Annotated in this window: 10 protein-coding genes, 1 tRNA gene and 1 rRNA gene; 10 read left to right on the top strand and 2 right to left on the bottom strand. The window is 68.5% G+C overall.

The window, feature by feature from the left end:
- Positions 1 to 312, top strand: a 312-nt coding sequence (locus VFH10_RS05205; RefSeq protein ID WP_325126629.1) for an OsmC family protein, incomplete at its 5' end; no start/stop codon positions are given.
- 197 nt (positions 313 to 509) lie between these two features.
- Complete coding sequence (locus VFH10_RS05200; RefSeq protein ID WP_325126631.1) at positions 510 to 1,082, top strand: ATP-binding protein; 573 nt, start codon at positions 510 to 512, stop codon at positions 1,080 to 1,082.
- Between the two features lie 41 nt (positions 1,083 to 1,123).
- Here the strand turns inward: VFH10_RS05200 and VFH10_RS05195 are convergent.
- A tRNA-Lys gene (locus VFH10_RS05195) sits at positions 1,124 to 1,196 on the bottom strand.
- Between the two features lie 250 nt (positions 1,197 to 1,446).
- Here VFH10_RS05195 and sigK point away from each other — a divergent pair.
- Both sigK and VFH10_RS05185 read left to right on the top strand, forming a co-directional pair.
- A complete protein-coding gene (gene sigK, locus VFH10_RS05190; RefSeq protein ID WP_325126627.1) occupies positions 1,447 to 2,028 on the top strand; it encodes an ECF RNA polymerase sigma factor SigK in 582 nt (193 codons plus the stop codon).
- Positions 2,025 to 2,738: an anti-sigma factor gene (locus VFH10_RS05185; protein WP_325126625.1), complete on the top strand. Its 714-nt coding sequence runs from the start codon at positions 2,025 to 2,027 to the stop codon at positions 2,736 to 2,738. The genes sigK and VFH10_RS05185 overlap by 4 nt, the downstream gene beginning before the upstream one ends.
- 35 nt (positions 2,739 to 2,773) lie before the next feature.
- Here VFH10_RS05185 and VFH10_RS05180 read toward each other — a convergent pair whose 3' ends face one another.
- A complete protein-coding gene (locus VFH10_RS05180) occupies positions 2,774 to 4,357 on the bottom strand; it encodes an NAD(P)/FAD-dependent oxidoreductase (protein WP_325126624.1) in 1,584 nt (527 codons plus the stop codon).
- A 139-nt stretch (positions 4,358 to 4,496) separates the two neighbouring features.
- Here VFH10_RS05180 and VFH10_RS05175 point away from each other — a divergent pair, with 139 nt between their 5' ends.
- The 6 genes from VFH10_RS05175 to VFH10_RS05150 all read left to right on the top strand — a co-directional run.
- Entirely contained in the window at positions 4,497 to 5,477 is a 981-nt protein-coding gene (locus VFH10_RS05175; RefSeq protein ID WP_325126622.1) for a pirin family protein, read from the top strand.
- Between the two features lie 137 nt (positions 5,478 to 5,614).
- A complete protein-coding gene (locus VFH10_RS05170; protein WP_325126620.1) occupies positions 5,615 to 7,504 on the top strand; it encodes a M4 family metallopeptidase in 1,890 nt (629 codons plus the stop codon).
- Between the two features lie 152 nt (positions 7,505 to 7,656).
- Positions 7,657 to 9,225, top strand: coding sequence for an OFA family MFS transporter (locus VFH10_RS05165; protein ID WP_325126618.1), 1,569 nt, complete (start codon positions 7,657 to 7,659; stop codon positions 9,223 to 9,225).
- 70 nt (positions 9,226 to 9,295) lie between these two features.
- Positions 9,296 to 10,639 (top strand): serine hydrolase domain-containing protein, encoded by a 1,344-nt coding sequence (locus VFH10_RS05160; protein WP_325126616.1) that lies wholly within the window; start codon positions 9,296 to 9,298, stop codon positions 10,637 to 10,639.
- 159 nt (positions 10,640 to 10,798) lie between these two features.
- Positions 10,799 to 12,070 (top strand): tyrosine--tRNA ligase, encoded by a 1,272-nt coding sequence (gene tyrS / locus VFH10_RS05155; protein ID WP_325126614.1) that lies wholly within the window; start codon positions 10,799 to 10,801, stop codon positions 12,068 to 12,070.
- A 581-nt stretch (positions 12,071 to 12,651) separates the two neighbouring features.
- Positions 12,652 to 13,088: ribosomal RNA gene (locus VFH10_RS05150) — 16S ribosomal RNA — on the top strand; the annotation flags it as partial.

Here is a 13,088-nt window from a genome sequence, read left to right as displayed (position 1 = left end):
TGGACGGACCAGGGTGTTGTCGCCGGCCCGGCTGCCAACGGCGCCCAGCTGCTGCACATGTCTGTGGCTCTCTGCGTCCTGAACGACACGTACCGCGAGGCGGAGCGGCTGGGCCTCGACGTGGACGGTGTCGCGGTCGAGGCTGATGGTGGCTTCGACGACGAGTGGCGTTCGACCGGTATCGAATACTCTGTCACGCTTGATTCCCGGGCATCAGTCGAAGACGTGGCACGCCTGAACACTGTGGTGGACGATGTCGCCGAGATCCCACGCGCAGTTCGTGCCGGCGCGCAGATCACGAGGCGCGGGTGAGGCCGATGCTTTGGGACCGGCCGCATCACGACACGCGACACCCCCTCGTGCGTCACGACGCACCTAGCATCCGTCGCGCAGCGCGGCCGGGGGTGACTTGATGAGGCCTGCACGACGGTCATTCATGGAGATGACGTAGCGGATCGCGGCCATGAGCGGACGTCAGCGATGACCCGCCGTCTGCTCGGATAGTGGGGATGATGAGGCAACCAACACTGTTCCTGACTGTCGGACTCCCGTGCACCGGGAAGACCACTGCTGCGCGGCGCATAGAGATAGAGCAGGACGCACTTCGTCTCACGAAGGACGAGTGGGTGAAGGCTCTCTATGGGCAGGAGAATCCGCCATCGGCCCAGGCCGTGATCGAAGGACGACTGATCCAGATCGGGCTGCGCGCTCTCGAGCTCGGCATCAACGTCGTGATCGACTTCGGGCTCTGGAGCCGAGACGAACGCTCCGCTCTACGGCAGGCGGCAGCAGACCTCGGCGCGACGGTGGAGATGCGCTACTTCGAACTCCCCCCAGCCGAGCAGCGGAGACGACTCGACCAGCGCCAGGCCGAGGCGCCACACACGACTTGGCCCATGTCTGACGAGGAACTCGCCGACTGGGCTGCCAAGTTCGACGTCCCAACGGCAGGTGAACTCGACGGCGGCGAACCTATTGATGACCCACCGGCTCGATTCGCGACCTGGGATGAGTGGCGCAGGCATCGCTGGCCTTCGTCGCATCGACGTCCTGAGCCAAGGGAGCAAAGGTGTGGCCAATGAAGAAGGTCAGCAGCCGTGTGGGCTGCTGACCTGGGTGTTTGTGCGCCATCAGGGACTCGAACCCCGAACCCGCTGATTAAGAGTCAGCTGCTCTGCCAATTGAGCTAATGGCGCGCGAAGCGAGTGGAACTGTAGCAGCGCCCCGCACTCGGGATGAAATCGATTCGGCACCCCTCCGACGTGAGGTGCGGCACCCCGCGGAACGGTCCCTCGATGGCCGCCCCCCGCTCCGCCCAAGGCCTTGTCCGGGTGCCGCTGACGGTGTCCTCTATGTAGAGGTGAGGCGAGAATCCGGCCAGACCAATCCGCCACAGCTCGCGGACCGAACTAGTCTTCAGAAGGCCACGCCAACCAAGGAGGGCCGATGGCGGGTGAGCCCGGATTGCGGCTCGTGACGTCGTACGACGGTGTCGACGTCGATGTGCTCGTCGGGCGAGTGGCCCGCGGGGACGGCCAGGCGTTCGAGCAGTTGTACGACGAGCTGTCCGCAGCCGTCTACGGCCTGGCCAGACGGGTGGTGCGCGACCCGTCACGCGCCGAGGACGTCACCCAGGACGTGTTTCTAGAGGTGTGGCGCAAGGCGGCGAGGTTCGACTCGACGCTTGGGCGCGCCCGGACCTGGGTGATGACAATCGCCCACCGGCGGGCCGTCGACGCGGTCCGTCGCAACGAGGCGGCCAAGCGCAGCGACAGCCACGGGGTCCCGGACGAGGTCAGCCACGACGAGGCCGCCGACCGGGTGATCGCCGCCGAAGAGCGTGGGGCGGTCCGCGACTGCCTGGAGACGCTCACCGAGCTCCAGCTCGAGTCGGTTCGGCTGGCCTACTTCAACGGCTACACCTACAACGAGGTGGCGACCCTGCTCGACAAGCCCCTCCCCACGATCAAGACCCGGATGCGAGACGGCCTGATCCGTCTCCGCGACTGCCTGGAGGGGGCCCGATGAGCACCGATCTGCACACCCTGTCGGGCGCCTTCGCGATCGACGCACTCACGGCCGAGGAGGCGGAGCAGTTCCGCACCCACCTCGAGGGCTGCGCCGCCTGCCGGGAGGAGGTGCGCGAGCTCCGGGAGGCCGCCGCCCGGATGGGCGAGGTCGAGGCGGTCGCTCCACCCGCCGCGCTCAAGGCTCGGGTCCTTGCCGCGGCTGACCGCACCGCCCAGCAGCCGCCGAAGGTGGTGCGGCTGGAGGAGCGCGAGGACAGCGGCCGTCGTCGTTGGGCCCCGCGGCTCGCCGCCGCGGCCGCGGCCGCCGTGGTCGTCGTCGGCGGGGCGATCGGCATCGGTCAGATCGCCGGCGATGACGGTACGACGTTGCAGGCCGGCGTGGTCCGGGTCTTCGAGGCCGAGGACGCCCGCACGGCGGAGGTCGACACGAGCCAGGGCGTCGTCCGGGTTGCGACGTCCCCGGGCCGGGGGGAGATGGCGGTCGACACCAGTGGCCTGCGACCCCTCGACGAGGAGCACGTCTACCAGGTGTGGTCCATCGCCGACGGCACCCCGTCGTCGGTGGTCGTCCTCCCCGACCCCGACCGGGGCGCCTCGATGGAGATGCCCGCGGCGGGCACCCAGGTGGCGATCACCGTCGAGCCGGCCGGTGGTTCCGAGCAGCCGACTACCGAGCCGATCGTGGCGGTCGACCCGGGGGAGGTCTGACCCGCCACAGGGCGTGGGAGCGCCGGGGGCCGCGGTCAGCGGCGCCGGAGGGACTCCAGCACGGCCTGTGCCGCGTTGTGTCCGCCGAGCCCGCTGACCGCGCCGCCGCGCCGCGCACCGGAGCCGCAGAGCAGCACGTTCTCGAAGTCCGTGGACACCCCCCAGCGCTGCGCCGGGGTCTCGAGTCGGGCCCGGTTGGGCGCCCACGGCCAGGACAGGTCGCCGTGGAAGATGTGCCCGCCCGGCATGGCCAGCGCCTCGTCGATGTCCTGCGGCGCCTTCGCCTCCAGACAGGGGTTGCCGTCCTTGTCGACGGCGAGCAGCGACTCGATCGGTTCCTCGAGGTGCTCGTTGATCGCGTCCAGGGCGCGCCCGACGGCCAGGTCGCGGGTGCCGTCGCGGTCCTCCTCGAACAGCCGCGCCGGGGTGTGAACGCCGAAGTAGGTGAGGGTGTGCATCCCCTTCACCGCCAGCGGTCCGAGGATCGAGGGGTCGGTGAGGGAGTGGCAGTAGAACTCGCCGGGCATGGTGGTCGGCACCTGACCGGACTCCGCCTCGGCGTACGCCTTCTGCAGCTGGCTGTAGTCCTCCGCGACGTGCAGCGTGCCGGCGAAGCCGTTCTTGGCGGACTGCCCGGACTTGAAGCTCGGCAACGACTCCAGCAACAGGTTGACCTTGAGCTGCGAGCCCTCCGGGCGATCGTCCGGCTCCTCGCCGAGCAGCACCTGCAGCACCCAGGGAGCGACGTTGGAGAGCACGTAGTCACACTCCGCCGAGTGCCAGGTGTCGCCGTCGTGCCAGGTGACCGTCGCCGTCCTGCCGTCGGTCTCGATGCCGCTCACCCCGGCGCCCGTGATGATGGTCGCGCCGGCATTGCGCGCGGCCACGGCGAGCGAGTCGGTCACCGCCCCCATGCCGCCGACTGGGACCCGCCACTCTCCGGTGCCGTTGCCGACCAGGTGGTAGAGGAAGCAGCGGTTCTGCACCAGGCCCGGGTCGTGGAGATCGGCGAAGGTGCCGCTGAGAGCGTCGGTGGCGACGACGCCACGCACGGTGTCGTCGGCGAAGCGTTCCTCGATCACGTTGCCGATCGGCGTCTCGACGAGGTAGTCCCAGGTGGCGGGGTCGACGAGCTCGCGCATCTCGCGTCCGGTGCGCAGCGGCTCCATCAGCGTCGGTGCGACCGCCCCTGCGAACTCGTGGATCTCGCCGTAGAACCTGCGCCAGGCGTCGTACTCCTGGTCCGACCCGGTGAGCTGGCGGAACGACTCGGCGGTCGTCGCAGCCTCCGGCCGCTCGACGAACAACCCGGTGTGCTTGCCGTCGCGGACGACGGGGGAGTACGACGCGGTGTCGCGCGAGCGCAGCTCCAGGTCGAGGCCGAGGTCGTCGACGATCTGCTGCGGCATCAGGCTGACCAGGTAGGAGTACCGGGACAGCCGGGCGGGCAGTCCGGGGAACGCCTTGGCGGAGACGGCGGCGCCACCGGTGTGGTCCAACCGCTCGAGCACGAGAGTCGACACGCCGGCCCGAGCCAGGTAGGCCGCGGCGACGAGTCCGTTGTGGCCACCGCCGACGATGATGACGCCGTACTTGTCCGAGACGCTCTGGGAAGTCACGGCAGCACGCTACCGGTCACGCCGCGAGCAGCAGCGACGGTCGACCCTCGTGCCGGGAACAAGACCAGCTGGCCACCTGTTGAGTCTTCAACTACTCTTGAGATGAGTGTCCTTCGAGGACGCTGGTGAAGGAGACCTGATGCCCGCCATCACCGTCGACGACCTGACCTTGCTCCCTCGCCTGCACACGCCGGGTCTCGGCGACGTGGTGCGGCCCGTCAGCAGCGTGACGAGCGCGCCGAGTGGTTATGAGGGCGAGGGCTTTCCGGTACGACGAGCGTTCGCCGGCGTCGACCTGCGCGACCTCGACCCGTTCATCCACATGGACCAGATGGGCGAGGTGGAGTACGCCCCTGGCGAGCCGAAGGGCACGCCCTGGCACCCGCACCGGGGCTTCGAGACCGTCACCTACATCATCGACGGGGTCTTCGACCACCAGGACAGCCACGGCGGGGGCGGCAGCATCACCAACGGTGACACCCAGTGGATGACCGCCGGCTCCGGTCTGCTGCACATCGAGACACCGCCGGAGTGGCTGGTGCAGAAGGGCGGCCTCTTCCACGGCATTCAGCTCTGGGTCAACCTTCCGCGCGACCAGAAGCTCGTCGCGCCCCGCTACCAGGACCTGCGCGCCGGCCAGCTGGGACTGCTCACCACCGACGACGCCGGGGTGCTGGTCCGGGTCATCGCCGGGGACGTCGCGGGCCACCAGGGACCGGGCTCGACGCACACACCGATGGCGATGGTGCACGCCACGTTGGCGCCCGGGTCACGTCTCGAGCTGCCCTGGAGCGTCGACTTCAACGCACTCGTCTACGTGCTCTCCGGCAACGGCGCGGTCGGCGTCGAGCAGCACCCGATCAGCACCGGCCAGCTCGCCGTGCTCGGTCGCGGCGACTTCGTGTCCGTCACCTCCAGCAAACACCAGGAGTCGCGCGCACCCGGTCTCGACGTCCTGGTTCTCGGCGGCCGGCCGATCCGCGAGCAGATCGCCTGGGCGGGGCCGTTCGTGATGAACACGCGCGCCGAGGTGATGCAGGCCTACGAGGACTACCAGAAGGGTCGGATGGGTCAGATCCCCGCGGTGCACGGGGCACCCACGGAACTCACCGAGGGCTGATTCGTTCTCCGACCGCGAGGGGGACGGCGGAAGATTTTCGCCGTTCCCTCTTGCGCGCCCCAGGTGTTCCGGGCATAACGTGACGAGGTTCGCGCCGGAGTCCACGGCGCTGTCTCGGATCCCTGGAGGGAAAACGCATGCGGTATCGCTCTGTCATAGCGATCTCCGCGTCCTCACTCCTGGCCGCATCGATGCTCGTCTCAACGACGACGACCTCGAGCGCCCAGCCGCAGGACGCATCGAAGAAGTCCGGCTCGCACGCCGGTTCCTTCGCCATCAGCGGCGCACAGGCCGCCGGCTACACACTCCCCGACGACGTGCGGCAGGTCTGGTCACACGCCCTGCCGGGGGGTCAGACCCAGACCCGCTACCAGCAGTACGTCGGCAACGCGTCCGTCTTCGGCGGCCAGGTGACGGTGATCGAGAATTCCGCCGGTACGCCGACCTCGGTGATCGGCGCGCACTTCCCGGGCCTCAGCGCCGTCAACGACAAGGACCTCACCAAGGCCAAGGCCCGCGATGTGGTCGAGGGCAAGATCGGGGTCCGCGGCGACTGGGACAACACCCTGCGCATCGACCCGCGCACCGGCCGCCTGTTCTTCGAGGTGGAGTCGATCCGCGACGCCTCCCGTCCGGTCCGCTGGGTGAACGCGGACAACGGCAACGTCATCAAGGCGTTCGATGCACTCGCTCACGGTGAGGGCATCGGGGTCAAGAAGGACGAGAAGACGTTCCTCACCAGCCGCAACGCTGAGACCGGACGCTACGAGATGGTGAGCCCCGACGGCCGCCAGTCGACGTACTCGGCAGACAACGGCACCACTTCGGCGAGTCTCATGACCGACTTCGACGACATCTGGGACCACAACAACGCGCCGATGACGGGCCGCAGCCACGCCCCGGGAGTGGACGCGCAGTACTACGCCAACGTCGTGGACGACTTCTACGGCGACTCCTTCAACCGCGACAGCATCGACGGCAACGGCATGGAGATCATCTCCGTCGTTCACTTCGACAAGGGCTACTGCAACGCCTTCTGGAACGGCGCCTACATGACCTACGGCGACGGCAACGGCAGGGACTGCTTGCCCCTGTCGGGCGGTCTCGACGTCGACGGTCACGAGCTCACCCACGGTGTCACCGACTTCACCTCGGACCTCATCTACGAGAACGAGTCCGGGGCGCTCAATGAGGGCTTCAGCGACATGATGGGCAACACCATCGAGTTCTACGCCGAGGAGCGCGGCCTCGACCCGGCCGCGGAGCCTGACTTCCGGATCGGCGAGGACGTCATCAACGCGGGCAGCGTCGGGGCCGGCTTCCGCAACATGGGCGAGCCCGGCGAGTTCGGCGATCCCGACCACGTGGTCGACAAGTTCACGGGGCCCGAGGACGGCGGTGGCGTGCACACCAACAGCGGGATCGCCAACCACGCCTACTACCTGGCGGTCCACGGTGGCCAGAACCGCGGCTGCTCGGCTCCGGTCGTGACCCACACCGAGGACTGCGAAGTCAACGTCCCCGCCCTCGGCCTGGACCGCACGGCGCAGATCTTCTACGCGGGCTTCACCTCCTTGCCGGAGTACGCCAACTTCTGCGACGCCCGCAACGCCACGGTCAACACCGCCGGGAGCGAGGCCGCCGCCATCGGCGCGGCCTGGGACGCCGTCGGCGTCAAGGACGGCTGCACCGGCGGTACCCCGCCCCCGCCGCCGTGCGAGGGCGACGACGACGCCGCGCTGCCGATCGAGTCGCCGCACCCCTACGGCAACAACGGTGACTGCACGTGGATCTTCAACAACGACACGGGCGGCTACAAGTTCCACTTCTCGCAGTTCGACCTCGAGGAGGACTTCGACTACCTGTACGTCAGGGACGGCAACGGCACCCTCCTGGCGACGTACACCGGCACGCTCGGCGCGTTCAGCTCGCCGTGCATCACGACACCGACGGCGTCGGTCCGGCTCGTGACCGACCCGGGTGTGACGGCGCAGGGCTTCGCCATCGATCGGGTGGACCCCTGCTGACGCAGCACATTGGTTGACCGTCGTGGGCTCCGGGAGCACCTCCCGGGGCCCACGTCGTCTCCGGGGCGTCCCGCAGGTGCAGTGGTTTGCCCTTCAACCGGCTGGGAACAGTGACACCGGTCACACCTATGTCTCGGGTAAGGGGGACCACGATGGCCATCGCAGCACTGTCCGCACTGGACCGCCGTCACACGGTGGCACCGCCCGGCTACAACCGCTGGCTGATCCCACCGGCGGCGCTGGCGATCCACCTGTGCATCGGCCAGGCCTACGCGACGAGCGTGTACAAGAACTCCCTCGTGTCGCACTTCGACGCGAGTCTCACGTCGGTCGGGATCGTGTTCTCGATCGCGATCGTGATGCTCGGCCTGTCGGCAGCGGTGTTCGGCACCTGGGTCGACACCGGGGGTCCCCGTCGGGCGATGGTCGCGGCCGCCCTCTGCTGGTCCGTCGGCTTCCTCGTCGGGGCCGCAGGGATCGCGATGGGCCAGCTGTGGCTGCTCTACCTCGGGTACGGCGTGATCGGAGGCATCGGTCTGGGCATCGGCTACATCTCGCCGGTGTCGACGCTGATCAAGTGGTTCCCCGACCGGCCCGGACTCGCCACCGGCCTGGCGATCATGGGATTCGGCGGCGGTGCCCTGGTGGCCTCACCGGTCTCGAGCTGGCTGCTCGCCCGCTACGACCCCTCGTTCGACGCGAGCGACCCCAACGCGGTGGCCAGCGGCGCCGCCGTCGCCGGGCTCTTCGTCACCCTCGGACTGGTCTACCTCGTGGTGATGCTCTTCGGCGCCTGGCTGATCCGGGTGCCGGCCGACGACTGGAAGCCCGACGGGTTCGAGCCCGACGAGGTCGAGTCCAAGTCGTTGGTCACGACCGCGAGCGTGTCCGCCGCCAACGCGGTCAAGACGCCGCAGTTCTGGCTGCTCTGGACGGTCCTGTTCTGCAACGTCACCGCCGGCATCGGCATCCTCGAACAGGCCGCCCCGATGATCCAGGACTTCTTCCGCGGCGACAACGGCTCCTCGGTCAGCCCGGCCGCGGCCGCGGGTTTCGTCGGCCTGCTGTCGATCTGCAACATGGCCGGCCGGTTCGTGTGGTCCTCCACGTCCGACGTGGTCGGACGCAAGCCCATCTACCTCGGTTACCTCGGCGTCGGGATGGTGCTGTACGCCGCGCTGGCGCTGATCGGGTCGAGCGCGACCGTGCTGTTCGTGCTGTTCGCCGGCGTCATCATCTCGTTCTACGGCGGCGGGTTCTCGACCGTGCCGGCGTACCTCAAGGACCTCTTCGGCACCTACCAGGTCGGCGCCATCCACGGCCGCCTGCTCACCGCCTGGGCCGCTGCCGGCGTGGCCGGCCCGCTGATCATCAACGGGTTCCTCGACGCCCAGGGCACGCCCGGCGAGCTCACCGCCGACGCGTACCGTCCGGCGCTGCTCACGATGGTCGGGGTCCTCGCGGTCGGCTTCGTCGCCAACCTGCTGGTCCGGCCGGTGGCCGAACGCTTCCATGAGCAGGAACGGTCCGGGGCCGAGACAGGGCGGGCCGCTGACGACGTACCTTCCGGAGGCGGGGTGGCAACCATGACGCGCACGGAGGCGCCGGCCAGGACGAAGTCCAGGCAGGTGCTGCTGACGGTCGCGTGGCTGGTGGTCGGTGTCCCCCTCGCCTACGGGATCTACCAGACGCTCGTGGAGACGGTCAGCCTGTTCGGCTGAGCCGTTCGACGTCAGGGAAGGGGCGGGCCTCACCGTGCGCCAGGCCTATGCGCTGGATAGGGTCCGGCCCATGCCTGCACTCCTCGACACCACCGCCCGCAAGCTGCACCGGATCGCGCTCGACAAGCAGGTCAAGGGCCGGGTGCCCGGGCTGTACGCCGGAGTCGTGCGGGACGGCGGCTTCGTCTGGCAGGAGGGCATCGGCGCGGCGGACATCACCGCCCCGATGGTGCCGCCGTCCGCCGACGACCAGTACCTCGTCGCCTCCAACAGCAAGACGTTCACGGCCGTCCTGGTCATGCAACTGCGCGACGAGGGCAAGCTCTCCCTCGACGACACCCTCGAGCAGCACGTCGCGGAGGTGACGCACCCGGGCGTCACCATCCGGCAGGCCCTCGCGCACGTGACCGGCATGCAGCGCGAGCCCGTCGGCGACATCTGGGAGACCCTCCAGAACCCGGACCGCGCCGAGCTGGTGGCCGGTTTCAACGAAGCGGAGCGCGTGCACCGGCCGCACCACCTCTTCCACTATTCCAACCTCGTGTTCTCGATGCTCGGCGAGGTCGTCGCGCGGCTCGACGGTCGCGAGTGGTACGACGCACTCAAGGCGCGCATCCTCGACCCGTTGGAGATGCGGCGTACGACAGTCGGCCCCTCTGGCAGCGCCGTCACCGGCTACTACGTACCCCCGCACACCGACGTCCCCGTCCTCGAGCCGGTGCTCGACTTCAAGGCGCTCGCGGCCTGCGGGGGACTGGCCAGCACCGCGGACGACATGGCCCGCTGGTCGACCTTCGTCGCCGACCCGGTGTCCGACGTGCTGGCCCCCGACACGCTCGCGGAGATGTGCGAGCCGCAGATCATGATCGACCGCGAACGCTGGACGGGTGCGTTCGGGCTCGGCTTCATGCTGCTCCGGTCGGGGACCCGCACGTACGTGGGGCACACCGGCGGGATGCCCGGTCACATCACCGGGCTGTTCACCCACCGGGAGAGCAAGACCGGTGGGCTGGTTCTGATGAACACCACGTCCGCGCCCGACCCGGCCACCTTCGCGATCGAGCTGGCCGACCACGTGATCGAGCACGACCCGGTCGAGCCGGAGCCCTGGCGCCCCGGCCCCTCGGTGCCCGACGAGCTCGCCGACCTGGTCGGCATCTGGTACTCCGAGGGTTCGCCGTTCGTCTTCTCGGTCAAGCAGGGCCGGCTCGAGGCCCGCGCCCAGGCGCTCCCGGAGCACAAGCCGTCGTCGCTGTTCGAGAAGGTGGGCGACGACCTGTACCGCACCGTCCAGGGCCGCGAGACCGGTGAGCTGCTCCGGGTCACCCGAGACGCCGACGGCCGGGTCACCAAGATGAACTGGGCGACCTACCTCGTCACCCGCGAGCCGCTCGCCTTCGGCGAGTGGCTCTGACCGACTGAACCCGTGGTCGGCCCGGGTCGGTGGTCGGCCCGGGTCGGTGGTCGGCCCGTATCGGTGGTCGGCCCGTATCGGTGGTCGAGCCCGTCGAGACCCGCCCATGTCCCGAATCCGGTTGTGCCCCACCTGCCCGGGTGAGGCAGGCTGGAGTCCATGACGACAGACCCTGGCCTCCTCGACGACCTCGAGTGGCGCGGCCTCCTCGCGCACTCGACTGACCTCGACGCGCTCCGCACCGCGCTGTCGGAGGGGCCGGTCCGGTTCTACGTCGGCTTCGACCCGACCGCGCCGAGCCTGCACATGGGCAACCTCGTGCAGATCCTCACCGCGCGCCGGCTGCAGCTCGCCGGCCACGTGCCATACGCCCTCGTCGGCGGTGCCACCGGCATGATCGGCGACCCGAAGGACTCCGGGGAGCGCACGCTGAACACCCTCGACGTGGTGAAGGACTGGGTCGAGCGGGTGCGCACCCAGATCGAGCCGTTCCTCGACTTCGACGGCCCCAACCGCGCGACGATGGTGAACAACTACGACTGGACGGCCAGCCTGTCGACGATCGACTTCCTGCGCGACATCGGCAAGCACTTCCCGGTCAACCGGATGCTCGCTCGCGACGTGGTCAGCCGTCGCCTGGAGAGCGGAATCTCCTACACGGAGTTCTCCTACGTCCTGCTGCAGTCGATGGACTACCTGAACCTCCACCGCGACCACGGCGTCACGCTCCAGTTCGGCGGCAGCGACCAGTGGGGAAACATCACCGCGGGCGTCGAGCTCGTACGACGAGCCGACGGCGGCAAGGTGCACGCGTTCGCGACGCCCTTGGTGACCAAGGCCGACGGCACCAAGTACGGCAAGACCGAGGGGGACGCCCTCTGGCTCGACCCCGACATGCTCTCGCCGTACGCCTTTCACCAGTTCTGGCTGAACGCCGAGGACGAGAAGGTCGGTGAGCTGCTCCGGATCTTCACCTTCCTCTCTCGCGAGGAGATCGAGGACCTCGAGGCCCAGACGGCCGAGAAGCCGTTCCTGCGCGCCGGGCAGAAGGCGCTGGCCGACGCGGTGACCACGCTGGTGCACGGGGACGAGGAGACCGAGCAGGCGAAGGCGGCGGCTGCGGCCCTGTTCGGAGGCGGCGGGCTCGACGGCCTGTCGGTCCCTACGCTGGCCTCCGCGCTGCACGAGGCCGGCTCCGTGCGGCTGGCCCGCTCCGACGGGATGCCCACGATGGTGGACCTGCTGGTCGAGACGGGGCTGTGCAAGAGCAAGGGGGAGGCCCGGCGGACCGTTTCCGAGGGCGGCGCCTACCTCAACAACGAGCGGGTGGGCGACCCGGACCACACGCCGGGGGAGAGCGACCTGCTCGGCGGCTCCTGGCTGGTGGTCCGGCGCGGCAAGAAGCACCTCGCGGGCGTCGAGCTCGTCTGAGCCGGAAAGGCCCGTTCCCCAGGGTGGCGGAAACGGACAAAACCGGCGCTGACCTGGGACGATGCGAATGTGAGCGGGGCCACCCTGACCCCGATTTGCATTCCCCGAGAACGCCTGGCTAATGTTCTCTTCGTCGCCAGGAGCGGCGGGACGCAAGGCCGAGAGGTCGGGCGGCCGGCCCCGGCGAAACCCCACCAAAACACCTCAACCGAGGTGGCTCGAGTGCGCGCAACAGCGGCCTCGGATCGACTCGGTGACAGTGGCTTGTGCGGGGGCCCGGAGGAGCGGGATCCGATTTGACGGAGCCAGCGAGACCCGGTAAGTTTTACCAGGTTGCCCCCCAGCGAGGCCGAGAGGCCGGGCTGAGGTGCGCGCTTGATCCTTGAGAACTCAACAGTGTGCCAAAAGTCGACGAATTAATTTGTAACGCCAGTCGGCAGGTTGCGCCCGGCCCTCGGGTCGAGCGGTATCTGTCGATTGTTTGATTCCTTTAGGTAAGACGCTCCACTTCGGTGGAGCACTCTTGCCGGGATTGCTCCAAGAGTCGATGAACACCACCTCGGTGGTGCCATCAAAAGAATTCAACGGAGAGTTTGATCCTGGCTCAGGACGAACGCTGGCGGCGTGCTTAACACATGCAAGTCGAGCGGTAAGGCTCCTTCGGGAGTACACGAGCGGCGAACGGGTGAGTAACACGTGAGCAATCTGCCCTTCACACAGGGATAACTCCGGGAAACCGAAGCTAATACCTGATACGACCACTTCAGGCATCTGATGGTGGTGGAAAGTTCCGGCGGTGAAGGATGAGCTCGCGGCCTATCAGCTTGTTGGTGGGGTAACGGCCCACCAAGGCAACGACGGGTAGCCGGCCTGAGAGGGTGACCGGCCACACTGGGACTGAGACACGGCCCAGACTCCTACGGGAGGCAGCAGTGGGGAATATTGGACAATGGGCGAAAGCCTGATCCAGCAACGCCGCGTGAGGGATGACGGCCTTCGGGTTGTAAACCTCTTTCAG

The sequence above is a fragment of the Nocardioides sp. genome, assembly GCF_035697785.1.
In the GTDB taxonomy this organism is placed as follows: Bacteria; Actinomycetota; Actinomycetes; order Propionibacteriales; family Nocardioidaceae; genus Nocardioides_B.
This window is presented reverse-complemented; position numbering and strand designations above follow the sequence as displayed.